At 70.9% G+C, this 24,097-nt stretch carries 23 protein-coding genes; 2 read left to right on the plus strand and 21 right to left on the minus strand.

Going from position 1 to position 24,097, the window contains the following annotated elements; translation table 11 throughout:
- Window position 1: 1 nt before the first annotated feature.
- The 14 genes from ABT118_RS30380 to proS all read right to left on the minus strand — a co-directional run bounded on the left by ABT118_RS30380 (window position 2) and on the right by proS (window position 11,398).
- The gene (locus ABT118_RS30380) at window positions 2-559 is read right to left on the minus strand and encodes a YraN family protein (protein WP_350676063.1); all 558 of its coding nucleotides are present in this window, start codon (window positions 557-559) and stop codon (window positions 2-4) included.
- A gap of 195 nt (window positions 560-754) precedes the next feature.
- A complete protein-coding gene (locus ABT118_RS30385) occupies window positions 755-1,081 on the minus strand; it encodes a DUF2469 domain-containing protein (RefSeq protein ID WP_145793704.1) in 327 nt (108 codons plus the stop codon).
- Window positions 1,078-1,611, minus strand: a complete 534-nt coding sequence (locus tag ABT118_RS30390; RefSeq protein ID WP_350676070.1) for an NUDIX hydrolase — start codon at window positions 1,609-1,611, stop codon at window positions 1,078-1,080. The genes ABT118_RS30385 and ABT118_RS30390 overlap by 4 nt, the downstream gene beginning before the upstream one ends.
- A 73-nt stretch (window positions 1,612-1,684) precedes the next feature.
- Window positions 1,685-2,425: a signal peptidase I gene (gene lepB, locus ABT118_RS30395; protein WP_350676075.1), complete on the minus strand. Its 741-nt coding sequence runs from the start codon at window positions 2,423-2,425 to the stop codon at window positions 1,685-1,687.
- Window positions 2,426-2,578: 153 nt separating this feature from the next.
- On the minus strand, window positions 2,579-3,490 hold the full coding sequence (lepB, locus tag ABT118_RS30400; RefSeq protein ID WP_350676080.1) for a signal peptidase I: 912 nt from the start codon (window positions 3,488-3,490) through the stop codon (window positions 2,579-2,581).
- 237 nt (window positions 3,491-3,727) lie between these two features.
- Complete coding sequence (gene lepB, locus ABT118_RS30405; RefSeq protein WP_502884725.1) at window positions 3,728-4,540, minus strand: signal peptidase I; 813 nt, start codon at window positions 4,538-4,540, stop codon at window positions 3,728-3,730.
- 196 nt (window positions 4,541-4,736) lie between these two features.
- Window positions 4,737-5,471, minus strand: coding sequence for a signal peptidase I (gene lepB, locus ABT118_RS30410; RefSeq protein ID WP_502884726.1), 735 nt, complete (start codon window positions 5,469-5,471; stop codon window positions 4,737-4,739).
- Window positions 5,472-5,692: 221 nt separating this feature from the next.
- The gene (rplS, locus tag ABT118_RS30415; protein WP_184913868.1) at window positions 5,693-6,043 is read right to left on the minus strand and encodes a 50S ribosomal protein L19; all 351 of its coding nucleotides are present in this window, start codon (window positions 6,041-6,043) and stop codon (window positions 5,693-5,695) included.
- A gap of 153 nt (window positions 6,044-6,196) precedes the next feature.
- Window positions 6,197-7,015, minus strand: a complete 819-nt coding sequence (trmD, locus tag ABT118_RS30420) for a tRNA (guanosine(37)-N1)-methyltransferase TrmD (RefSeq protein ID WP_350676096.1) — start codon at window positions 7,013-7,015, stop codon at window positions 6,197-6,199.
- Between the two features lie 5 nt (window positions 7,016-7,020).
- Complete coding sequence (gene rimM / locus ABT118_RS30425; protein WP_350676103.1) at window positions 7,021-7,638, minus strand: ribosome maturation factor RimM; 618 nt, start codon at window positions 7,636-7,638, stop codon at window positions 7,021-7,023.
- Between the two features lie 205 nt (window positions 7,639-7,843).
- A complete protein-coding gene (locus ABT118_RS30430) occupies window positions 7,844-8,083 on the minus strand; it encodes an RNA-binding protein (protein ID WP_030306741.1) in 240 nt (79 codons plus the stop codon).
- A gap of 2 nt (window positions 8,084-8,085) precedes the next feature.
- Complete coding sequence (gene rpsP / locus ABT118_RS30435) at window positions 8,086-8,517, minus strand: 30S ribosomal protein S16 (RefSeq protein ID WP_184913873.1); 432 nt, start codon at window positions 8,515-8,517, stop codon at window positions 8,086-8,088.
- A 397-nt stretch (window positions 8,518-8,914) separates the two neighbouring features.
- Window positions 8,915-9,493 (minus strand): hypothetical protein, encoded by a 579-nt coding sequence (locus ABT118_RS30440; RefSeq protein WP_350676112.1) that lies wholly within the window; start codon window positions 9,491-9,493, stop codon window positions 8,915-8,917.
- 492 nt (window positions 9,494-9,985) lie between these two features.
- Complete coding sequence (proS, locus tag ABT118_RS30445; protein WP_350676120.1) at window positions 9,986-11,398, minus strand: proline--tRNA ligase; 1,413 nt, start codon at window positions 11,396-11,398, stop codon at window positions 9,986-9,988.
- A gap of 222 nt (window positions 11,399-11,620) precedes the next feature.
- Between proS and ABT118_RS30450 the strand changes: the two genes are divergently transcribed.
- Window positions 11,621-12,430, plus strand: a complete 810-nt coding sequence (locus ABT118_RS30450) for a class I SAM-dependent methyltransferase (protein ID WP_350676127.1) — start codon at window positions 11,621-11,623, stop codon at window positions 12,428-12,430.
- Window positions 12,431-12,553: 123 nt separating this feature from the next.
- Here ABT118_RS30450 and ftsH read toward each other — a convergent pair whose 3' ends face one another.
- The 7 genes from ftsH to nsdA all read right to left on the minus strand — a co-directional run bounded on the left by ftsH (window position 12,554) and on the right by nsdA (window position 22,853).
- Window positions 12,554-14,476 (minus strand): ATP-dependent zinc metalloprotease FtsH, encoded by a 1,923-nt coding sequence (gene ftsH, locus ABT118_RS30455; RefSeq protein WP_350676136.1) that lies wholly within the window; start codon window positions 14,474-14,476, stop codon window positions 12,554-12,556.
- Window positions 14,477-14,551: 75 nt separating this feature from the next.
- Window positions 14,552-15,130: a GNAT family N-acetyltransferase gene (locus ABT118_RS30460; protein WP_350676143.1), complete on the minus strand. Its 579-nt coding sequence runs from the start codon at window positions 15,128-15,130 to the stop codon at window positions 14,552-14,554.
- Window positions 15,131-15,194: 64 nt separating this feature from the next.
- Window positions 15,195-16,760: a signal recognition particle protein gene (gene ffh / locus ABT118_RS30465; protein ID WP_350676150.1), complete on the minus strand. Its 1,566-nt coding sequence runs from the start codon at window positions 16,758-16,760 to the stop codon at window positions 15,195-15,197.
- Between the two features lie 99 nt (window positions 16,761-16,859).
- On the minus strand, window positions 16,860-19,301 hold the full coding sequence (locus ABT118_RS30470; protein ID WP_502884730.1) for a [protein-PII] uridylyltransferase: 2,442 nt from the start codon (window positions 19,299-19,301) through the stop codon (window positions 16,860-16,862).
- Between the two features lie 80 nt (window positions 19,302-19,381).
- Window positions 19,382-19,720, minus strand: a complete 339-nt coding sequence (locus tag ABT118_RS30475) for a P-II family nitrogen regulator (RefSeq protein ID WP_350676160.1) — start codon at window positions 19,718-19,720, stop codon at window positions 19,382-19,384.
- A complete protein-coding gene (locus ABT118_RS30480) occupies window positions 19,720-21,045 on the minus strand; it encodes an ammonium transporter (RefSeq protein WP_350676166.1) in 1,326 nt (441 codons plus the stop codon). The genes ABT118_RS30475 and ABT118_RS30480 overlap by 1 nt, the downstream gene beginning before the upstream one ends.
- Window positions 21,046-21,398: 353 nt before the next feature.
- Window positions 21,399-22,853 (minus strand): transcriptional repressor NsdA, encoded by a 1,455-nt coding sequence (gene nsdA, locus ABT118_RS30485; RefSeq protein WP_350676172.1) that lies wholly within the window; start codon window positions 22,851-22,853, stop codon window positions 21,399-21,401.
- 479 nt (window positions 22,854-23,332) lie between these two features.
- Between nsdA and ABT118_RS30490 the strand changes: the two genes are divergently transcribed.
- Window positions 23,333-24,013 carry a bifunctional DNA primase/polymerase gene (locus ABT118_RS30490; protein WP_350676182.1) on the plus strand — a complete coding sequence of 227 codons (681 nt, stop codon included), beginning with the start codon at window positions 23,333-23,335 and terminating at the stop codon, window positions 24,011-24,013.
- Window positions 24,014-24,097: the final 84 nt, after the last annotated feature.

Below are 24,097 nucleotides of genomic sequence, written 5' to 3' on the forward strand. Positions count from 1 at the left end.
CTCAGACCGCCCCGCGCAGGTGCTCCACCAGGGCGGCACCCTTCAGACGGTTGACCACGGCGACCAGGTCGATCCGCACACCGCCGGGCGGCAACGGAACCGGCGGGAGCGCCGGGACCGGCAGCGTGCGCCTGACAGTCGGCTTGGCAGCTCGGCCGCCCTTGCCCGGCTCGGCCTTGCCGGGCTCCGCTTCGGGGGCTTCGGGGCCGGCTTCCGGTACGGACGGCTCAGGCTGCGCAGAGCGGTCTCCGGGGGGCTGCACCGAATCGGCCAGGCGGGCAAAGTGCTCGGGCCATCGTTCACCGAGCCACCGCTCTGCCAGATGGCGCAGCCGTTCGGCCTTGGTCTGGTCGATGCCTTCGTTGGGGTGCTGAAACCCCCGCTCTGAGCGCGTCTTGACCTCGCAGACGGCGATCGTGTCCCCGTCCAGCGCAATGATGTCCAGCTCGCCCTCGGCGCAACGCCAGTTGCGCTCCAGGATCCGCAGCCCGCCCTCGGTGAGCCAGCGGACCGCGACTTCTTCGCCGTAGCGGCCGAGGCCGTTGTTGGAACTCTGCACGGCAATCACCTCCGTGCCAGGAGGCTGTCGCATCAGCCCGAGAACGGGCCAGAGTTCCTGTTTTCTGTGGATAACTCAGGGATTGTGGATAACCAAATCACCCTTATGGGAGGTTTTTTCAGCAACCTCTGGACATCGGGTCCAGAGCTGGTAGACGGTCTCCTCGCAGGGGCCGACTCTGCTGTCTCCGCGCTCTCAGCTGCCGAAGGAGGCGTCGTCCGAGGGCAGCTCGAGATCGCTCTTGGCCAGCTCTTCGATATTGACGTCCTTGAAGGTCAACACCCTCACCTTGCGGACGAACCGGGCCGGCCGGTACATGTCCCAGACCCATGCGTCCGCCATCGAGACCTCGAAGAAGACCTCTCCCTGCACCGAGTGCACCTGGAGCTCGTAGTCGTTCGTGAGGTAGAAACGCCGCTCGGTCTCGATCACGTATTTGAACAGGCCGACGACATCCCGGTACTCCCGATAGAGCTTGAGCTCCATCTCGGTCTCGTACTTCTCGAGGTCTTCGGCACTCATCCAGGTGTCCCCTCAACTCGATACGTCCACCCCATTGTGGACCACCCGGCCCTTCCGCAGAGCCGTACCGGCCGGACTGGCGGTCCGTCCGCCAACAGCCGCTCCACCAGTTCGGCCAGCTCGACCGGATAGACCGTCTCCCCGGTCTCCTGAAGTTCCGCCACCGTCCACCACCGCGCGGTCAGCAGTTGGGCATGCTCCTCGGCCGCCACCTCCGGCACACGCAGTTCGGTCACACGGGTACGGGCCAGATGGAACCACTGCTCCTGCTCGTACCGCTGCTCCAGATAGGAGAAGGACACCGTGTCGTACGCCACCACCGGCCCGAGCTCCACCCCGGCCAGCCCGGTCTCCTCGGCCAGCTCCCGCAGCGCGGCAGCGCGCAGCTCCTCCCCCGGCTCCACACCCCCGCCGGGGGTGAACCACCAGAAGACCCCGGGTACCGCCGGGTCCGTTCCCCGGAAGAGCAGGAGCCGGTCGCGCTCGTCCAACAACAGCACCCGCGCCGCCCGGCGCCGCTCCACCGCCATCGCCGACTCCTCCGCAGAACGCCACGGACCGTGCTGCCGTACCTGCCGCGCCTGTTGCTGCTGCCGCCGCAGGTCAGCTCCGCCGCAGTCGCCGGGCCAGCGAGAACAGCCCGCCCACCGCCGAGGCCAGCAGGACCAGTGCCGCACCGGCCGCCATCGTCAGCCCGGCGGGCCCAAGCAACCCCGGCCTGGCAGCCGTCGGACCGGCCAGCCCGTCAAAGGCCACCGTACGCTCGCTCAACCCCGCCCGAGCGGCGGGCCAGACCGTCCCCTCCACCCGGCCCAGCACCTCGGTGGTCGCCACCGTGCCGCCCGCCTGGTCGAGATGGCTCCGGGAGTCGAGCGAGGCGCCCCGGTCGTCCCCGAGCAGGAACAGCCGACCCGTCGGGACGGTGGCGGTGAACTGCCTGTCTTCGAACTGCTTTGCCGCGTACGGCTCCTCGAGTGGCTTGTCGTTCACTGTCAGCCTGTGCTGCGCATCGCAGCAGACCACGGTGTCACCGCCGACCGCAACCACTCGCTTGACCATGGGGGCATTGCCCCAGAGCTGGTCCTTGAAGACCACGATGTCGCCCCGTCCCACCGCGTCGCCCTTGACCGAGCGGGCCAGCACGGTGTCGCCGACAGCCAGGGTCGGGGTCATCGACGCGGTCGGAATCCGGTACGGGCGGTACTGGACGGCGAGCACTCCGAAGGCACCCACCAAGAGGACGAAGCCGAGCCCGATCACCAGGCCCTGAATCAGCGCCCAGGCGCTGCGCCGGGCCTTGGCCGGGCGGAGCGGGGCAGCAGCCGGGGTCATCACGTCGCTCATCGCCGTCACCTTCAGGTCGACCCGCCACCTGCACGGGTGGGCCGCGGCGGATCCGGGAAAGCCCGCGGGCCGTGGCACGTGCGAGCAGATTACTCGCCAGTACCACGGCCCGCGCAAGACCCTGACCCGTCCCAGGGCAAACCGCCTCAGCGGTCAGCGGCGGTAGCGCCGCAGCCACCAGACCACAGGCAGTGCGATCGCCGCACCGGCCGCCGGCGGCGCGTAGGGCAGTGCAGCGGCCGCGAGACCCTTCTGATCGAAGGTGTCCGGCACCGGCAGCGTCGCCCAGTTGCTGATCGGCCAGGCCACCACGAAGGCCCGACCCACCACGTTGTCCACGGGCACGGTGCCGCCACCGGGCTGGTCCTGGTGGAAGCGCGAGTCGAGCGAGTCGGCCCGGTGGTCACCCATGACCCAGATGCGGTTGTTCGGCACCTGCACCGGCCCGAACGGCTTGTCGCCACAGGGGGTGTTCCCGGGGAAGATGTAGGGCTCGTCCAGTGCGATCCCGTTCACCTTGACCGGGCCGGTGCCCTCGCACTCGACGGTGTCCCCGCCGACCGCGATGACCCGCTTGATCAGGTCCTTCTCGTTCGCCGACGGCATCAGTCCGACAAAGCTGAGCACGTCCTGCACACCGCGGACGAATGCGTTGTCGCTCTGCTGGGCCGGCTCGTCGCTCAGCCAGCCGCCCGGGTCGTGGAAGACCACGACCTCGCCGCGCTCCGGCTCCGCGCCGAACCACGGCGTCAGCTTGTCGACCAGCACCCGGTCGCCGATCTGCAGGGTGTTCTGCATCGATCCCGAGGGGATGGAGAACGCCTGGACAAAGAAGGTCTTGATCACCAGGGCCAGAATCAGCGCGATCCCGATCAGGATCGGGAGTTCCTTCCAGAACGAGCGCTGCTTGGGCTGCTTCTTCTTGGAGCTCCCTGCCGATTCGTCGGCCGAAGCCGAGGCCGCCGAAGCGGACTCCGCGGACCGGTCGGAGCCGTCCAGCTGCTCGGCGCCTTCGCCCTCGGGCTCAGGGCCTCCAGAGCGGGCACCGATCACCAGATCCCCCACAACATCTCCTCCCTGCTGTGCGGACGCACGCGCGTCCGCGCTCACAGTGCCGCACAGCGGGCACCACGCTCTGTGACCGTCGGTCAGCCCGCATCAGCTCTGCCCGCCACACGGACATCTGACACCGGGACACCAGCACAGCCTCCGGAGGCGATCGGACCGTACACCGAGCACTCCAGCACTTCTCTACCACTCCAGGCCGGGACGCCCGTGCTCCCACACGGTGGAACGGGCGATTCAGCCAACAGGCGGCGCGCGCCGCACCCGTGCGCGCCTGGGCCGCACGAGGAGCGGGATGACGCCCAACACACCCATAACGAGCGGAGGTTCCGCAAGATCCGGTTGAGTTCCAGGAGATTTAGCCCGATCAGGCTCGCCCGGGTATCCAGCCACCCCCGGAACGCTACGCCCCAGCGCCTCGGTCCGCACGGGAAGCGCCGACAGCGAGGCAGGGACGTCGAGTTGCCCGATCCGCTGCAGCGGCCAGGCGATGACGAAGGCGCGGCCGACCACGTTCTCCATGGGGATGGTGCCCTGGCCCGCCTCGTTCAGGTGGTAGCGGGAGTCGGCGGAGAGATCCCGGTGATCCCCCATCACCCACAACCGCCCTGCCGGGACGGTCACTTTGAACGGCTGCTTCGACGGCATGTTCCCCGGGGCGAGGTAAGGCTCGTCCAGCGGAGTGCCGTTGACTATCAGTCGACCGTTGGCGTCGCAGCATTCGATGGTGTCGCCGGGTACGCCGATCACGCGCTTGATCAGGTCCTGCTCGTCGTCCGACGGCAGCAGGCCGACGTAGGAGAGCGCCTGCTTGCCGCCGCGAAGCACGACGTTCTCCTGCTTGTCCTTGTGGATCGGCTCCAGCCAACCACCCGGGTCCTTGAAGACGACGATCTCGCCCCGGCTCGGACGACTGCCGAACCACGGTGTCAGCTTGTCCACCAGGACCCGGTCGCCGATCAGGATGGTCTGCTCCATCGACGGCGAGGGGATCACGAAGACCTGGACGGCAAAGGTCTTGAGCACCAAGGCGATCAGGAGCGCGGCCACGGCTATCAGCGGGATCTCGCGCAGCAGCGACCGGCGTCGGCGCCGAGCAGCTCGCCGCGCACTCTTCCGTCGGTCCGCCCGCCCTCGGGGCCCGGAGCCGGACGTACTCGGCGCCGTGGCCGCGGGCGACGGCTCCCCGGACGTGGTCGGGCCGTCGAGCAGGCCGGGAGCGCTGACGGTGGCGACGGTTCTGCCTCTACCTCTGTCCCCCATGACCACCAGTCCCCTCCACCGCAGCGAAGCTCGCCGGCCGATCGAACGAAGTCCAGTGGCCGATTGGGAAGACGACCCAGTCGGCCCGCCCGATCACCTTCTTCTCCGGGACGAAGCCGCCACCCGGCTCCCCAAGGTGATCCCGCGAATCCCGGGAGTCGCTCCGGTGATCCCCCATCACCCACAGCTTTCCGGCCGGCACCACGACGTCGAACGCCACCGTTGACGGAGCATCACCCGGATAGAGGTAGGACGACTCGTCCAGCGGCACTCCGTTGACCTTGAGCCGTCCGTCCGCTCCACAGCACGTCACTCGGTCTCCCCCGACGCCGACCACTCGCTTCACGTACACCGAGCCGTTGCCAGAGCTGAGCCCCACGGCCGACAGGAAGCGTTGCACAGCCGGTGTCTCCTCCGCGTAAGGCAGGAAGGAGCCCGTTCCGTCGAAGACGACCACCTCGCCGCGGCGGACGTGACCGCCGAAGGAGTAGGCGAGCTGGTTCACCACCAGCCGGTCTCCCACGCGCAGCGTGTTCTCCATCGACGCGGACGGCACCGCGAACGGCCGGGCGACGAAGGCGTTCACCAGCATCAGGGCCAGCACGCACACCACGACGATCCGCAGGAGGTCACGTACGGACCACCCTCTCGGGTCCTCGGAGTCGTCCCCCTCGGTGGACCCAGCGGACGGGTCGGATGCGCTGGGCTCGGCAGGCACTCCGCCGACAGCTCCGGCTCCGGGTGCGGCCTCGCCGCCGGCGCCGCCTCCCGCACCGGAAACGACCGCGGACCGCGACGGCGAGGCCGCACCCGGAGGTGCTGCACTGCCATCGCGGTCCGCGACTGGTTCTTGCGTGCTCATCGGGGCAGAGCCTATCCCGAAGGGGCTCGACCCGACCCGAGCGTACTGAACCCCCGGCCAGGCCGGGGGTCAGCGGATCAGCGGTCGCGCTTCTCCTTGATCTTCGCGGCCTTGCCGCGGAGGTCACGCAGGTAGTACAGCTTGGCGCGGCGAACCGCACCGCGGGTGACGACCTCGATCTTCTCGACGACCGGGGTGTGCACCGGGAAGGTGCGCTCCACGCCGACGTTGAACGAGACCTTGCGAACGGTGAAGGTCTCACCGATGCCGGCGCCGTGGCGACGGATGACAACGCCCTGGAAGACCTGGACACGGGAGCGGTTGCCCTCGATGACCCGGACGTGAACCTTCAGGGTGTCACCAGCGCGGAAGGCCGGAATGTCGTCGCGCAGCGAAGCCGCGTCGACAGCAGCGAGCTTGTTGCTCATGTTGCTCTCCATCGCAGGCGCCACGGGCCGCCCACGGAAGTTCGTCACAATGGGGTGTGCTGCGGGCCGCTTCGGTTCACGATGATCCCCCCGTGGCGGGGGCAACGCTCCACCGACCTCCACGAGGGAGGTCCGACGGCAGACAACAGTCGCCTATTCTTCCACAGCTTCCGCCACAGACCGAAATCGGCCGAGGCTCTCGTCCCAGGCGAGCCCCAGGATGCTGAGCGCCTCCCGTTCCTTCTTGTCGAAGGACCCCTGCTGCCAGCGCTCGACCAGGTCCGGCCGGTTGGCCAGGGTCCGGGCGAACGCCTGCTCCCGCCGCCAGCGGGCGACCTTGCCGTGGTGTCCGCTGAGCAGCACCTCCGGCACCTCCCGGCCGCGCCACTCCGCAGGCTTGGTGTAGACGGGGCCTTCCAGCAGGTCGGCCATCGCGCCGGGCGCGAAGGAGTCGTCCCGGTGCGACTCGGCGTTGCCGAGCACCCCCGGCAGCAACCGGGCGATCGCCTCGACCATCACCAGCACCGCGACCTCACCGCCGGCCAGCACGTAGTCGCCGATCGAGGCCTCGACCACCGGCATCCGGGTGGCGGCCTCCTCGATCACCCGACGGTCGATTCCCTCGTACCGCGCCGGTGCGAACGTCAGCCACGACCGTCCGGCCAGCTCCTGGGCCAGCTCCTGGGTGAACGGCCGCCCGCTCGGCGTCGGCACCACCAGCGTCGGAACCTCGCCCGCCTGCCCCTCGGCGAGCACCGCGTCCAGCGCCGCCCCCCAGGGTTCCGGCTTCATCACCATGCCGGGCCCCCCGCCGTACGGGGTGTCGTCGACCGTCCGGTGGATGTCCGTGGTCCACGAGCGCAGGTCGTGCAGGTGCACGTCGAGCTGCCCCCGGGCCCGCGCCTTGCCGACCAGCGAGACGTTCAGCGGCTCCAGGTACTCGGGAAAGATCGTGACGACGTCGATCCGCATCTCACTCACCCGCGCGCACCACCCTCGCCCGACTCCGACTCCGACTCCGACTCCTCCGAGTCCGACTCTTCCGACTCCCCCGACGCGTCGTCAGACCGGACCACCACAGCCTCCGCCGGGTCGATCAGCCCGGGCGGCGGGTCGATGACGGCCCGCTGGTTCTCCAGGTCGATGGTCGGCACGATCCGGGTCACGAACGGCACCAGCACCTCGGTCCCGTCCGGCCGGGTGACGGTCAGCAGGTCCTGGTACGGCAGGTGGACCACCTCGCTGAGCTCGCCGACCAGAGTGCCGTCGAGCAGCACCACGTCCAGCCCGATCAGCTGGTGGTCGTAGAACTCCTCGGGGTCCTCCGGCCGGTCCTCCGGGTCGATCTCCGCGATCAGCATGGTGCCGCGCAGCGCCTCGGCGGCGTTGCGGTCGTTCACCCCCGCGAAGCGCAGCAGCAGTCGGCCGCTGTGCACCTTGCCGGACTCGATGGTCAGCGGACCGGCCGAAGCCGGGTCGGTGAGCAGGACCGCACCGGGCCCGAGCCGCAGTTCGGGCTCGTCGGTACGGACCTCGACGCTGACGTCCCCCCTGATGCCGTGGGCACGGCCGATCTTGCCGACGACGAGCTGCACGGTGATCGTTCTCCTGAATCTGAACCGGTGGGCCAAAAGATGGATGGCAGTGGAGCCGAGCGGGAAGTGGAGCCGAGCAGGAGCGGAGGGACGACGGCCGGGGAAATCCCCGGGCACCCGGTAGCGACCGACCGGCTCGGAAATGCCAAGGACCGGCCGGGACGACATGCGTCCCGGCCGGTCCCAGAAACCTGACGGTCGAGCGTCAGCGAATGCTGTCCACGTCGACCAGGTCGACCCGGACGTTGCGACCGCCGAGGGCGCCGACCACGGTGCGCAGTGCGCGAGCCGTGCGGCCGCCCCGGCCGATCACCTTGCCGAGGTCATCGGGGTGCACGCGCACCTCGATGGTGTTGCCCCGACGCAGGTTGCGCGAACGCACCTGCACCTCGTCGGGGTGCTCGACGATGCCCTTCACCAGATGGTCGAGGGCGTCCTCGATCATGCTCAGGCCTCGGTGGAAGCGGCGTCGGCCTCAGCCTCGGCCTTGTCCGCCTTCTTGGCCTTGGGGGTGATGGCAACACCGGTGGTGCTGTCCTCGAAGCCGGCAACGGCCTTCGCGAAGAGGTGCGAGAAGTCCTCGACCTTGGGCTCGGCCACCAGCAGCGGGGCCGGGGCCGGGAGGCCCTTGAACTTCTGCCAGTCGCCGGTGAGCTTCAGGATGGCGAGGACCGGCTCGGTCGGCTGGGCGCCGACGGACAGCCAGTACTGGGCGCGGTCGGTGTCGACCTCGATCTTCGAGGGGTTGTAGGTCGGCTGGTAGATGCCGATCTCCTCGATGGCGCGACCGTCACGCTTGGTGCGCGAGTCCGCGACGACGATGCGGTAGTGCGGGGAGCGAATCTTGCCGAGACGCTTGAGCTTGATCTTGACTGCCACGGGAGTGGATTCTCCTGGTGTTGACGTGGGTGAACGGCCACTGCCACCGCGTGGGGTTGCGGGTGCGGCCGTTCAAGGGACACGCCAGCCGTAGGAGAGAGGGGTCCTGCTCGGCTGCCGAGTACTCAGCTGTCCATTCTGCCACACCGCGCCGGTCGGCCCGACCGAGGGCCCCCGCCCTCGGTTGAGCCGAGTCTCAGCACTACAGGTGGTACAGAACGTGCGACAGCCCACTGGCAGCGGACGGCAGGACCTGCCGAACCGACGGAACCCACCGAACCGGTCCGACCGAACCGACCGGTCTCACCGATCCAACCGGCCCGACCGGCGAAACCGGCCCGACCGACCCGACCAACAGAACCGGCAGAGCCGGCAGTGCGAACGCCCCAAGCGCTGATCAGGCGATCCGGAACGGCTGCTGGCAGGCGCCGCACACGATCGAGGCCTGGGCCAGCACCGAGGGCACCACTCGGACGTTGCGACCGCAGCCGCAGATCGCCTTGACCCGGACGCCGCCCCCGGAGGAGCCGTGCCGGGCGGCCGGGCCGCGGAACGCGCGGTGTCCACCCTCGCCGGTGACGGCGAGCTGGTGGGCGCCGAGCGCGCGGTCGAGCCGCTCGATCGTGCCGGAGTAACGCTCCTGAGTCTCCGTCAGCATGGTCACCTGGGAGAAGCCGCTGCTGGCGTGCGGCTCGACCGGGTGCGCCAGCCCGAGCTCGGAGGCGAGCAGCAGGAAGCGGCGGTTGTGGTAGCGGCCGGCCCGGGAGGTGTCGCGGATGTCGCGGGCGGCGGCCAGACCGTGGGCGGCCTCGTGCAGCAGGCGCTCGAAGCCGAGCCGGCTGCCGCAGGCCGAGGAGGACTCTCCGATCAGCGCCTCGGGCGAGGCGAGGTCCGGGAGGTCCTGGTGGTGGGCCTGGATGTCACTCCAGGCGGCGGCGAGTTCGGCCGCAAGGACGAGGGGCTGTGTCGTGCTCACGCTAGACCAACGATGCAGTGAGAGCCGATGTTCCGCGAGTTCTCCTTCACCGGAAATTCCCAGCGAACTTCCAGGAATGCGCTGGCGCGCGTGAATTGCGCTGCCCGTATCTGACGCAAGACCAACCCCCTGCAACTTTGGGCCCGGCGAACCTCGCCAGGCTCTCGGCTTTCGCCATGGGGACGGTTGTCCCCTTAAGGCGAACGGCCCGTGGCGGTGTCGAAATTGACAGGGCCACGGGCCGTACACCGTACCGCTAGTTCACCACGACCGGGAGTTGACCGGTCAGTAGTCTCACCAGACAGTCAGTCAGCGGTACAACAATCAGACCGCATTAGTCATCTCTGATGACGCACAAAGACCGGACCGATCGCGATCAGTAAGCATCCGCAGCGATCACCCCGGATGAGCACCTCGGATCAGCACCTCTGATCGACATCCTGAACCATCCGGATCACCCGGATCGCGATCAGCAAGTCGGCCGCAGCGCGATCAGTAAGCGCGGGCCACGATCGCGATGTTGCCTTCCTGATCGTCCGTCAGCGGCACCGAGCCGTCGGCGGCGACGATGCAGCGGACCGACACACCCTGCTCGGCCAGCTTGGCCTCGCCCTCCGGGCCGAGCTCGGCCCAGGAGATCCGGCCCCAGCCGGTGGCGGCGGCCTCGACGGCCTCGTCCAGGTTGGCGACGTCCACGGTGCGGGACTCGCGGCGCTCGCGGGACTGGCGGAGCAGCAGCGCCTGGTCCTCCTCGAGGATGCCGGGCAGCAGGGCGGCCAGCCCGTCGATCGCGACCGGCTCCTTGCCACCGGGGATCCGGCGGGCCAGCATCGCGGTGCCGTTCTCCAGGTCGCGCGGACCGACCTCGATCCGCAGCGGTACGCCCTTGAGCTCCCAGTCCACGGCACGGCGGCCGAACGGGGTGTCGGTCTTGTCGTCGACGACGACCCGGATGCCGGCCGCCTCCAGCTGGGCGCCGATCTCACGGACCTTGGCCAGCACCGCGTCGTCGCCCTTGATGGCGAGCACGACCGCCTGCACGGCGGCCAGTCGCGGCGGCACCCGGAGACCGTTGTCGTCACCGTGCGACATGATCAGGCCGCCGACCATGCGGGTGGAGACGCCCCAGGAGGTCTGCCAGACGTACTCGCGCTCGGCGCCCTGCAGCTGGTACGTGGTGTTGAACGCCTTGGCGAAGTTCTGGCCCAGCTCGTGGCTGGTGCCCATCTGCAGCGCCTTGCCGTCGCCCATCATGCCTTCGAGCGTGAGGGTGTTGATGGCGCCCGCGAAGCGCTCCTTCGCGGTCTTCCGGCCCAGCACCACGTCGATGCCGAGGATGTTGGTCATGAAGTCGCCGTACACGGCGGTGTGGATCATCGAGGCGTACGCGCGGGCGTCCTCGTACGTGGCGTGGGCCGTGTGGCCCTCCTGCCAGAGGAACTCGGTGGTGCGGAGGAAGACGCGGGGGCGCAGCTCCCAGCGGACCACGTTGGCCCACTGGTTGATCAGCAGGGGCAGGTCGCGGTGGCTCTGCACCCACTTGGAGAAGTACTCGTTGATGATCGTCTCGGAGGTGGGCCGGACCACGACCGGCTCGTCGAGCTCCTTGCCGCCGCCGTGGGTGACCACCGCGAGCTCGGGGGCGAAGCCCTCGACGTGCTCCGCCTCCTTGGTCAGGTAGGACTGCGGGATGAACATCGGGAAGTAGGCGTTCTGCGCGCCCGCCTTCTTGATCCGCGCGTCCATCTCCTGCTGCATCCGCTCCCACAGGCCGTAGCCGTACGGTCGGATGACCATGGTGCCGCGCACCGGACCGTTGTCGGCCAGCTCGGCCTTGTTGATGAGGTCCTGGTACCAGCGCGGGAAGTCGTCCGCCTGAGGGGTGAGAACGGGTGCCTTAGCCATGGGGCAGATGGTACGGGGCCGACGGCCCTGACTGTGAATCCGTTTCGGCAGGAGAAACACCCGGGGGAACCAGGGGGAGCGCCAGGGGCGCACCGACCCGGCGCACGGACACCACCGTGTACACCTCTGGACGCCGGAGCCCGGGCGCTGTTCGCTGGTCTCGGGGCGGGACTCTGGGGGGCACATGGGCAACGAGCACCCAAGGACCGGATGGAGGCCGCAATGGCTTCGGCGCAGGTGACCGGCACGACCGCGGAGCGATCCCGCACACCCGTCTGTACCGGCCCGCACAGTCGGGCCAGGGACTGGGCGGAGATCCAGGAGCGGATGCTGGTACCGCTCTACCAGGCCGTCTACGAGCGCCTGGACGTGGGCCCGGCGACCTCGGTGCTGGGGCTCGGCTGCCGGTCCGGGCTGGCACTGCTGCTGGCCGCGGAGCGGGGTGCCCAGGTGGCCGGGCTGGAGTCGGACACCGAGCTGCGCGAGCTGGCGCAGGGGCGTCGGCTGCAGGTCCAGGAGGAGTCCCGAACGGCCGAGTCCGTCGCCCGGTCGGCGCATTCGGTGGTCACGGTTTTCGAGCAGTTGCAGACCGCCCCCTCCCCCGGCCGGCTGGTGACCGCCGCCGCCCGGCGGGTCCTGACGGGCGGTCAGCTGGTGCTGGCCACCTGGGGGCCGCCCGAGCGGTGCGAGAGCGCCGCCGTGCTGGAGGTCGCGCAGCGGCGGGCCGGGCGCACGCCCGGCCGTGACCCGTTCGCGCTCGGCGCGCCGGGACGGCTGGAGGCGCTGCTCACCACCGCCGGGCTGCGGCCGGCCGGCGGCGGCCGGGTGAGCTGCCCGTTCGCCTACGCCGATCCGGAGAGCGCGGTGCGCGGGATGCTCTCGACCGGGCTGTTCGACCCGGCCGTGGCGGAGTCCGGGCAGGCGCTGGTGGTGAAGGAGCTGGAGGAGGCACTGCACCCGTTCGTCCGGCCGGACGGCTCGGTGCGGATGGCCAACCTGTTCCGCTACGTGGTCGGCGAGCGGGTGAACTGAGCGCGGGACGACATCGAGGGGCGCACCCGTCAATCGGGTGCGCCCCTCGGCCGAGGCCCTCGATCACTGCCGAGGCCCGCAAAGACCTTCAAGACCCTCAAGGCCTCAAGCCCCTCAGGCCCCTCAGGCCAGGTCGAGCGCCTTCCGCTGCACGCCCGCCGCCCGGTAGGCGGCCTCCTCGTCCAGCGTCTCCGCCTCCAGCAGCGCGGCGGCCAGCGCGTCCAGCTGCGACCGGTGCTCCGTCAGCAGCCGGATCGCGTCCTCGTAGCACTCGGCCACGATCCGCCGGGACTCCTCGTCCACCGCGTCCAGCGTGGTCGGGGCGGCCGAGAGCCCGTACGCGCCCTGGGTGTCGCTGGGCACCGCCGTCAGCCGGCCGACCCGCTCGCTCATGCCCCAGCGTCCCGCCATGCCGCGGGCGATGTTGGTGACCTGCTCCAGGTCGCTCTCCGCGCCGGTGGTGATCACGCCGTAGACCACCTGCTCGGCGGCCATCCCGCCGAGCGCGCCGATGATCCGGCCGCGCAGGTAGGGCTCGGTGTAGGAGTACCGGTCGGTGTCGGGGGTGGAGAGGGTGACGCCGAGGGCCCGCCCGCGCGGCACGATGGTGATCTTGCGGACCGGGTCCGCGCCCGGCTGGAGCATGCCGAGCAGGGCGTGCCCGCTCTCGTGGTACGCGGTCCGCTCGCGCTCCTCCTGCGGCATCACCAACGGACGGACGGCGCCGAGCTGGACCTTCTCCAGGGCGTCCGAGAGATCGGCCGGGTTCACCGCGTCCTGCTTGCGCTTGACCGCCAACAGTGCCGCCTCGTTGACCAGGTTGGCCAGGTCGGCGCCGGTCATCCCGGGGGTGACCTTGGCGACCTGGCGGAGGTCGACCTCGGTGGTGAGCGGGACGGTGCGGCTGTGGATCGCCAGGATGGCGGCCCGGCCGTCCCGGTCCGGCGGGCTGACGGTGATCCGGCGGTCGAAGCGGCCGGGACGCAGCAGCGCCTGGTCGAGCACCTCGGCCCGGTTGGTGGCCGCGATCACGATCACGCCCTCGGAGCCGGAGAAGCCGTCCATCTCGGTGAGGATCTGATTGAGCGTCTGCTCGCGCTCGTCGTGGCCGCCCATCCCGCCGCCGCCCCCGCGCTGGCGGCCGATGGTGTCGATCTCGTCGATGAAGATGATCGCCGGGGCCACCTTCCTGGCCTCGGCGAAGAGCTCGCGGACCCGGCTGGCACCGACGCCGACGATCATCTCGATAAACTCGGAGGCGGAGGCGGAGAAGAACGGCACGTCCGCCTCGCCGGCCACCGCCCGGGCCAGCAGGGTCTTGCCGGTGCCGGGCGGTCCGGCCAGCAGGACGCCGCGCGGCATCTTGGCGCCGAGCCTGCGGTACTGCTGGGGGTTCTTCAGGAAGTCGACCACCTCGGTGAGTTCGGCCTCGACCTCGTCGATGCCGGCCACGTCGGCGAAGGTGGTCCGCTTGCCGTCCTCGGGGGTGACCGGCTTCGGCGGGGCCTTCCGGCCGAAACCGCCCGCGCCGCCCATCCCGCCCGACATCTTCCGGGCGATCAGCACCCAGATCAGCACCAGCAGCAGCATCGGGGCGAGCGATAGCAGCAGGTTGGCCAGGAAGCTGCGCTGCTGCACCACGGGCTCGGCGGTGACGGTGACGTTCTGCTGCTGGAGGGTGGTCCAGAGCTGGTCGTCGGCGAAGGCGGGGCGCTGGGTGGTGAACTCGGTGTAGTCGCCCCGGCCGCCGTCCGGCTTGGGGGCGGAGGCCTTCAGCGTCCCCTCGATCGCGTCGCCCTTGGAGTAGATCTTGGTGACGTTGCCCTTGCCGAGCTGGCTGTTGAACTCGGTGTAGGAGACCGTGGTGCTGGCCCCGCCGCCGAAGTAGTTCAGCAGGGCTTCGGCGATCAGGAAGACGGCCAGCGCGGTGAGCACCATCCCGATCCAGCCGCCAGGCATCTTCCGGCGGGGCGGTGGCGGGGGCGGTGCGCCCTCGGACCGCCAGGGCTGGTCGGGGGTCTGACGAGGCGGTACAGGATTACTCACCTATCGGACAATACGGACATAGGGCCGGGTCATCCAACCCGCAACGCCGCCTGACGGCGCCCCCGCCCGCCTTCCTCAGCGCGTGAAACCCGGGGAACCCGGGGCCCCCGGAACCCCGGCGACCCCCGGCCACTCCTCCGCCGTCAGGGCGAACCGCTCGTGGTCGCGCCAGGCGCCGTCCAGGAACAGCATCCGGGGCGTGAACCCCTCGTGCCGGAAGCCCAGCCGCCGGGCCAGCGCGATGGAGCGCTCGTTCTCCGGCTGGACGTTGATCTCCAGCCGGTGCAGCCCGAGCCCGCCGGCAGTCTGCGGACCGAAGCAGCGGTCCACCACCAGCCGCATGCCCTCGCTCATCCGCCCGGTCCCGGCGTACGGCAGGTAGGAGTCGTAGCCGAGGGCCGCGTTGCAGAACCGGCCCATCACGATGTTGGCCACGTTGCACTTGCCGACCAGCCCGCCGGTGGCCAGGTCGACGATGAGGAAGGTCCGCAGGCCTGGGCCCTGACGCTCCAGCAGCTCCAGCAGTCCGTCCGGTTCCACCGGGTTCCACCGCCCGACGTGCTCGGCGGACCGTCGCACCGCCGCGGCGTACGGGGCTGCGTCGGCTGTCATCGGGGGTCGAATCGTCACTCGCACCCCTCCATCATCGAACATGCCCGGAGCAGACCGACGGCCCGCCACCCCCACCGGGGGTGACGGGCCGTCGGACCGGGACCGCTCAGAGCAGGTCCTTGAACTCCTTGGGGAGCTGGAAGTCGGCCGGGCCCTTGCCCGCGCCGAGGCCGAACGCGCCGCCCTCGGCGGGCGCGGCCGGGGCACCCGGGCCGAGCGCCTTGCGCTCGGCGGCGGCCGCCTCCTCCTGGGCCCGCTTCAGCGGGTTGCCGGACTTCTTGCGGCCCTTGGCCGGCTGGGACTTCTTCGCGGCCTTCTTGCCGCCGCCGCCCATGCCCGGGATGCCCGGCATACCGGGGATGCCCTTGCCGGAGGCCATCGCGGACATCATCTTGCGGGCCTCGAAGAACCGCTCGACCAGGTTGCTGACCTCGCCGACCTGGACGCCCGAGCCCTTGGCGATCCGCAGCCGGCGCGAGCCGTTGATGATCTTCGGCTCGGTCCGCTCGGCGGGCGTCATCGACTTGATGATCGCGCCGACCCGGTTGACGTCCTTGTCGTCGATGTTGTTGATCTGGTCCCGGATCTGCCCCATGCCCGGCAGCATGCCGAGCAGCTTGGAGATCGAGCCCATTTTCTGGACCTGCTCCAGCTGGGACAGGAAGTCGTCCAGGGTGAAGTCCTTGCCACCGCCCTGGAGCTTGGAGGCCATCTTCTCGGCCTCGGCCTGCGAGAAGGTCTGCTCGGCCTTCTCGATCAGCGACAGCATGTCGCCCATGCCGAGGATCCGGGAGGCCATCCGGTCCGGGTGGAAGGCGTCGAAGTCGTCGACCTTCTCGCCGTTGGAGGCGAACATGATCTGACGGCCGGTCACGTGCGCGACCGAGAGGGCCGCGCCACCACGGGCGTCGCCGTCCAGCTTGGACAGCACCACGCCGGTGAAGTCGACGCCCTCGAGGAAGGCCTGCGCGGTGACCACCGCGTCCTGGCCGACCATGGCGTCGACCACGAACAGGACCTCGTCCGGGTCGACCGCGGCGCGGATGTCCGCGGCCTGCTGCATCAGCTCGGCGTCGATGCCCAGGCGGCCGGCGGTGTCGACGATGACCACGTCGAACTGCTTCTGCTTGGCGTACTCGATCGAGTCGCGGGCGACCTGGACCGGGTCGCCGACGCCGTTGCCCGGCTGCGGGCCGTAGAACGCGACGCCCGCGCGCTCGGCCACCACGCCGAGCTGGGTCACCGCGTTCGGGCGCTGGAGGTCGCAGGCGACCAGCAGCGGGGTGTGCTTCTGGCTCTTCAGCCAGTGGCCGAGCTTGCCCGCCAGGGTGGTCTTACCGGCACCCTGGAGGCCGGCCAGCATGATGACGGTCGGGCCGGTCTTGGCGAAGCGGAGGCGTCGGGTCTCGCCACCGAGGATGTTGATGAGCTCCTCGTTGACGATCTTGACGACCTGCTGGGCCGGGTTCAGCGCGCCGGTGACCTCGACGCCGAGCGCACGGTCCTTGACCTGCTTGATGAAGGCCCGGACCACCGGGAGGGCGACATCCGCCTCCAACAGCGCGATCCGGATCTCACGGGCGGTGGCGTCGATGTCCGCCTCACTGAGGCGGCCCTTGCCCCGGAGGTTCTTGAACGTCGCTGCGAGGCGATCGGAAAGAGTGTCGAACACGTCGGTCGCGGGTCCCTTGCGGCATCGATACGGGTACGGTCGTCGACCCCAGGGTATCCGGCCGCTTCACCAATGGTCCCCACCCCGGTCGAATCCCGGCTACCCCAGCGCCGCCTGCACCGCCGAGGCCACCTCCCGGGCCCGTTCGGCGGTCAGCGGACGGCCCGCCGGATCGGTCACGTAGAAGGCGTCCACCGCGTCGGCGCCGAGCGTGGAGACGTGCGCCGTCCGTACCCGCACGCCCGCCGCGTCCAGCGCCCGGCCGATCCGGTGCAGCAGGCCGGGGGCGTCGTGCGCCCTGACCTCCAGCACCGTCGCGGTGCTGGACGCGCCGCCCGGCGCGACCGAGACCACCGGCGGCGGGGTGGCGATCCCCCGGCGGCGCGGCGCGGCCGCGTCCCGCTCGGCCAGCTTGCGGGCCACGTCCAGCGAACCGTCCAGCGCCCGGCGCAGGTCGGCCCGCAGCCGGGCGGCCTCCGGGAGTTCGCCGAACTCGGCCGCCACCGTCCAGGACAGCAGCAGCACCGGGCCGGCCCCGACCGGGTCCAGCTCGCGCAGCCCGGCCGAACGGACTGTCAGCCGGTGCAGTGCCAGCACCCCGGCCACCGTGCCGAGCAGACCCGGCTGGTCCGGCAGCGCCAGGGTCAGCTCGACGCCCATCGGCTCGATCGCGAACGAGTCCTGCTGGGTCTGTGCGAGCAGCGTCAGCGCCGGTCCGCCGGTGCGGCCGGCCTCCACCGCGAGCCGCTCCTCCTCGGCGGTCGGCTCGGCGTCCAGCGGGTACGAGCTGCCGCCGGCCAGCCGCTCGGCGGCCCGCTCGGCCAGCCCGCGCACCAGTGAGGCCCGCCAACTGCTCCAGGCGGCAGGACCGGTGGCGGTGGCGTCCGCCTCGGTCAGCGCGTGCAGCAGCTCCAGGTGCGGCAGGGTGCCGACCACCTTGGTGATCAGGTCGACCGTGGCCGGGTCGTCCGGGTCCCGCCGGGTCGCGGTGTCCACCAGGGTCAGGTGGTGGCGCACCAGCAGCGCCAGGGTCTCGGTGTCGGCCTTGTCGAAGCCCATCCGGCCCGCCACGTCCCGGACGATCACCTCACCGGCCTCCGAGTGGTCCCCCGGCCAGCCCTTGCCGATGTCGTGCAGCAGCGCGGCCACCAGCAGCAGGTCGGGCCGGGCCACCCGGCGGGTCATCGCGGCGGCCTTCACCGCCGTCTCGATCAGGTGCCGGTCCACCGTCCAGCGGTGCACCGCGTTGCGCTGCGGACGGCAGCGGACCCGCTCCCAGTCCGGCAGCAGCCGGGTGATCAGCCCCTCGGCCTCGTACGCCTCCCAGACCGGGATGGCCGACTCCCCTGCGCCCAGCAGCGTGATCAGCTGCTCGCGGGCCTCGTCCGGCCACGGCACCGGCAGCGGCCTGGCCTCGGCGGCCAGCCTGCGCACGGTGGCGTAACCGACCGTCAGACCGGCCTGCGCGGCGGCGGCCGCCGCGCGCAGCGCGAGCACCGGGTCCTGGGCGGGGCGGGCGCCCTGGGCCAGCACCGCCTCGCCGTCCTGCTCCACCACGCCCTCGGCCAGCGGTCGGCGGTCCACCGCGCCCCGGGCCACCGCGCCGCTGCCCCGGCCGACGCCGGTGAACGGGAAGGCCAGCCGGGAGACCCGGCGGCTCCGGCCGCCCCGGGCGGCCAGGATCCGTTCGACGGAGCGCCAGGTCACGTCCCCGGCATAGGCGATGGTGCGGGCGGACTCGTAGACCTGACGGAGCAGGATGTCGGCGTCCAGCACGCCGAGCCGGGCGGCCACCTGGTCCTGCTCCTGCAGGGCGAGCCGCTCGGTGGCCCGGCCGGTGGTCAGGTGCAGTGCGTCCCGGACGTCGGCGAGCCGGGCCGCGGCCGCGTCCAGGCCGTCCCGGGGGGCGTCGGCGAGCCAGCTGGCGGCGATCGCGTTGAGCGCCACCACGTCCCGCAGTCCGCCCCTGGCCTCCTTCAGGTCCGGCTCCAGCAGGAACGACAACTCGCCGTGCCGCTCGGCCCGTTCGAGACAGGACTGGCGCAGTTCGGGCAGCCGCTTGGCCGCGGTGGCCCGCCAGTCGGCCAGTACGTCCGAGCGCAGCGCGGCGGTCAGCGCGGGGTCGCCGGCCAGGTGCCGGGCGTCCAGCAGGCCGAGCTGGGCCTTGAGGTCCTCGGCGGCGACCGCACGGGCCTCGGCGGGGGTGCGGACGGAGTGGTCGAGCGCGGCGCCGCCGTCCCAGACGGGGTACCAGATCCGCTCGGGCAGCGCCGGGTCGATCGGGCCCTGGTGCAGCAGCACCACGTCCAGGTCGCTGCGCGGCGAGAGCTCGCCCCGGCCGTAGCCGCCGACCGCCACCAGGGCGGTCCCTGACGGGGCGCCGGCCGCCGCGTACAGCCCGGCCAGCCAGCCGTCGGCCAGCCGGGACAGGGCCGTACGACGGGCCGCGCCGCCCAGGCCCGGCTCCGCCAGCAGGCGGGCCCGGGCGGCGGCGTACTCGGAGGGCTGGTCGGTGGTCACGTCGAGTTCCCCATCCGTCAGGCGTGCTGAGTCCGGATACGCGTCCGGCGGACCGGCCTCCCCGCAGGGTGGTCGGTCCGCCAAGGACGCTGTGTCGAATGCTAGATCGCGTCGGGGCCGCGCTCGCCGGTCCGCACCCGGACGGCGGTGTCGACCGGAACGCTCCAGACCTTGCCGTCACCGATCTTGCCGGTGCGGGCGGCCTTCACCAGGACCTCGATGACCTCTTCGGCCGCCTCGTCCTCGACCAGGATCTCCACCCGGACCTTGGGCACCAGGTCGACGGTGTACTCCGCGCCCCGGTAGACCTCGGTGTGGCCGCGCTGCCGGCCGTAGCCGCTGGCCTCGGTGACGGTCAGTCCGTGCACCCCGTGCTCCTGGAGCGCGGTCTTGACCTCGTCCAGACGGTGCGGCTTGATGACTGCGGTGATGAGCTTCATCAGGCGTCGACCTCGGCCTTCTTCTCAGCGACGGTGGCGGTGGTGACTGCGGCGGAGGCGCGGCCCAGGCTGGCCCCGACGGCGCTGAAGTCGTAGGCGGACTCGGCGTGTTCGGCCTGGTCGATGCCGGCCACCTCGACGTCCTCGGAGACCCGGAAGCCGATCGTCTTGTCGATCGCCTTGCCCAGCAGCCAGGAGAGGACGAAGGAGTAGACGCCGACCACGGCGACACCCATCGCCTGCTTGCCGAGCTGCTCGACCCCGCCGCCGTAGAACAGGCCCTGCGCGGTCTGGCCGACCTTGCCGGTGGCGAACAGGCCGATCAGCAGCGAGCCGATCACACCGCCGACCAGGTGCACCCCGACCACGTCGAGCGAGTCGTCGAAGCCCCAGCGGTACTTCAGGCTGATCGCCGCGGCGCAGGCCGCACCGGCGATCAGGCCGATCGCGATGGCGCCGAGCGGGCTGACCGAGCCGCAGGCCGGGGTGATCGCGACCAGGCCGGCCACCGCGCCGGAGGCGGCGCCCAGGGTGGTGAACGCACCGTGCTTGATCTTCTCGTAGGCGAGCCAGCCGAGCACCGCGGCGGCCGTGGCCACCTGGGTGTTGATGAAGGCCATGCCCGCGACACCGTTGGCGGCCAGCGCCGAACCGGCGTTGAAGCCGAACCAGCCGAACCAGAGCAGACCGGAGCCGAGCATCACCAGCGGGAGGCTGTGCGGACGCATCGGGTCCTTCTTGAAGCCGATCCGCTTGCCGAGCACCAGGCAGAGCGCCAGGCCGGCCGCACCGGCGTTGATGTGCACCGCGGTACCGCCGGCGAAGTCGATCACGCCGTTGCGGTCACCGAGCCAGCCGCCGTTGCCGCCGTCGAAGAAGAACACCCAGTGCGCGACCGGGAAGTAGACCACCGTCACCCAGAGCCCGACGAACAGGCCCCAGGCGGCGAACTTGGCGCGGTCCGCCACGGCACCGCTGATCAGCGCCGGGGTGATGATCGCGAACATCAGCTGGAAGGCGGAGAACGCGGTGACCGGGATGGTGCCGGTGATGTCGTTCAGGCCGATGCCCTGCATGCCCAGGTAGTCGAGGTTGCCGATCAGACCGGCACCCGCGTCCGGACCGAAGGCGAGCGAGTAGCCGTAGAGCACCCAGAGCACGCTGACGATCGCGAGCGAGACGAAGCTCATGACCAGCATGTTGAGCGTGCTCTTGACCCTGACCATGCCGCCGTAGAAGAAGGCCAGGCCCGGTGTCATCACCATGACCAGGGCCGCACAGATGAACACAAAGGCGGTATCGCCCGCGCTGAAGCCTTCAGGCATCGGCGTCTCCTCGTGAATGAAAGCCGCTCCACCCGCAGGATCCCTGTCCCGTGCCACCTGGGGTGTCGGCGATGAGAAGGAGAGTGCCGAAGGCTGATTTCGGCCGATGCGGCTCGGTGTTTCGCGGCCGTGACGGGCCGCACCACGACGTTACGAGGAGATGAATTACAGCCGTGCCATGACACGCCATCGGTTACCGTACGGCCCCGTCGTACGGCCCGTGCCCGGACGGTCACCGGCCGTGGGGCGCCAGGGGCCGCCGGGGCGGGGGAGCCCAATCGCTGGCGGACCACTGCTGCCCCACGGCCGGGGTACGGGGGTGGAGTTGGCCGAAACCGAACCGTGACGCGGGATCAGCCGGTCGGCACGAACTCCGGGATGTCCTGCACCACCAGGTCGGCCAGCTGGCCCACCTCGGCGACGTCCTTGAAGTTCCGGGTGGCGGCGGCCGAGGTCTTCCTGATCCGGGTGTTCAGCCGCTCCGAGCGGACCCGGGTGGCGATGTCCACCGCCTGCTTGGCCATCACCACGGCCTGCTCCGGCTCGTTCTGCAACAGGTGCACGCTGGACATGCCGATCAGGTTGAACGCGTAGCTGCGGATGTGGTCCGGGTCCTCCCGGAACAGGTCCACCGCGCGCTCCATCACCGGCGCGGACATCGAGGCGTACAGCGGGCTGCGGGTGGTGTGGTACGCCAGGTCGCGGTAGGAGTGGGCGTTCTCCGCGTTCAGCTCGGCCAGTGAGAAGAACTTCAGCCAGTCCGGGTCGTTGTCGGCCCGGCTGCAGTCGCTGAAGGTGTCCTCGGCCAGCCGGGCCGCGCGGGCGCAGCGGTTGACCTCGCCGATGGTCGAGTAGGCCCGGGCCTCCATCGCGAACAGCAGCGACTGCTGGCGCGGGCTGGCGCTGTCGCGGCTGCCGTACTGGGCCAGGTGGATCAGCTCCAGGGCGTCCTCGCCCCGGTTCAGGTGGATCATCTGGCGGCTCATGTCGGTGAGGATCTGCGCGCCGAACGGCCGGTCCCCCGCCTCCTTGGCCGCGTGCAGCGCCAGCACGTAGTACTTCTGCGCGCTCGGGTGCATGCCGACGTCGTACGACATCCAGCCCGCCAGGTGGGCGAGTTCGGCGGTGAGCCGGAAGAGCCGCTTGGTGGTCTGCTCGGGGTAGCTCTCCTGCAGCAGGTCGGTGACCTCGTGCAGCTGGCCGACCACCGCCTTGCGGCGCAGGCCGCCGCCGTTCTGCGCGTCCCACTGGCGGAACATCACCGTGGTCTGCTCCAGCAGTTGCAGCTCGGGCTCGGAGAGCCGGCCGCTGAACTGCTCGCTGCCGGTGGCCGCCGCCAGGATCGGGGTGGGCGTGCCCCCCTGGTTCGGGGCCAGCCAGCGCTGCATCGGCTCGATCAGCGCGGCGCCGGCCGTCAGCGCGAGCGAAGTCCCGAGGAAGCCACGGCGGTTGAGCATCAGGTCGCTGCGGGAGTACTCGCTGATCAGCTGCACCGTCTGCGGCGCGCTCCACGGCAGGTCGACGCCGCTCTCCACCGTGCTCACCGGGACGGCGGTGCGCAGGCCGAGGTCCTCGATCGAGACCACCGCGCCGAACCGCTCGGAGAACAGCTGGGACATGATCTTCGGAATCGGCTCCCTGGGCTGCTCCCCGTCCAGCCAGCGGCGCACCCGCGAGGTGTCGGTGCTGACGTGGTGCGCCCCGATCTGCCGGGCCCGGCGGTTCACCTGACGGGCCAACTCGCCCTTGGACCAGCCACTCCGGCCGAACCAGGAAGTCAGCTTCTCGTTCGGTTGCTTCTCTGCCATGGGAACGTCCCCATCCCGCCCGGCCCCCACACGAAGGCCCCGCTCGTCTTCGCCCGCTTTGCCCGCCTCTTACCCGCCCGATGGGGACGGTCCGCTGCGTTCCGTGTGCTGAACGTAACGCGACAACCGCCATCCGGGGGAGCGTCGCCCGGGAATCGCCACCTTTCGCCACCCCTACGAGTGAACTACGCAAGGGCACTGCGCGCTTCACTGGTAGCCGACGAAGCACCGGCCCAACTGGCCGAGCTCCCAAGGATCTTGACGGCCCGACAGGCAGCCGGACCAGGAAGGGGACTCCCGTGCAGCACCGACGATCCGGTATCCGGGACACCGGCGCAAGGAGCCTTCTGGCCCTGTCCGCACGAATCGGAGCACTTCACCTGCTGCGCGCCGCCAACGCACGACCCGCTTCACATCGGACAATCGACGGACCGTCACAGTCCCGTAACCACCGGCAATCCGAACCTGTTGGGGGAGGCATGGACAACCTCTTCGGCGAGCTGCGCTTCGGCTCCCGCCGCCGCCCGCGCGGCACCGCGTTCGAGGCCGCCGCGGAGTACACCGGTCGCTGGGGCTGGGCGGTGGCGGTCGGCACCGGCGCCGCCCGCGCCGACGGCCGCTGCGACTGCCCGGCCGCCCACTGCGCCGCACCCGGCCTGCACCGGGGGCTCGGCCCCGCGCACACCGTCGACCCCGCCACCGGGGCGGGTGCCGCCGAGCTGCACCGGCTGCGCAGCGGCGAATCCGCGCTGCTGCTGCCGACCGGCCACTCCTTCGACGTCCTGGACGTCCCGGCCCAGCCGGGCCTGCAGGCGCTGGTCCGACTGGAGCGGATGGGCACCCAGGTCGGCCCCGTGCTCGGCCTGCCGACCGGGCGGCTGCTCTTCTTCGTCGCCCCCGGCGCGGCCCTGCGGCTCCCCGAACTCCTGTACCGGATGGGCTGGGACGACACCACCCTCGACCTGGCCTGCCACGGCGAGGGCGGCTACGTGGCCGCCCCGCCCACCGTGCTCGGCCCGCTCGGCCCCGCCCGCTGGCTCCGCCGCCCCTGTCGCGACAGCGCCGCCTGTCCCCCGGAGGCCCGCCTCCTCCTCGGCACCATCGCCTACGCCTGCCACCGCACCCGCGAGCGCACCGCCGAACCGGCCTGGACGGCGTAGGTCCTCACGGCCGTAAAGAGTCGAGCCCTCCGGGATCAGGTCCCCGGGGGGGGCGCAGAGTTAGGGCGGGCGGGCAGGCCCCCT

This window comes from Kitasatospora sp. NPDC002040, assembly GCF_040296785.1.
GTDB lineage: Bacteria > Actinomycetota > Actinomycetes > Streptomycetales > Streptomycetaceae > Kitasatospora.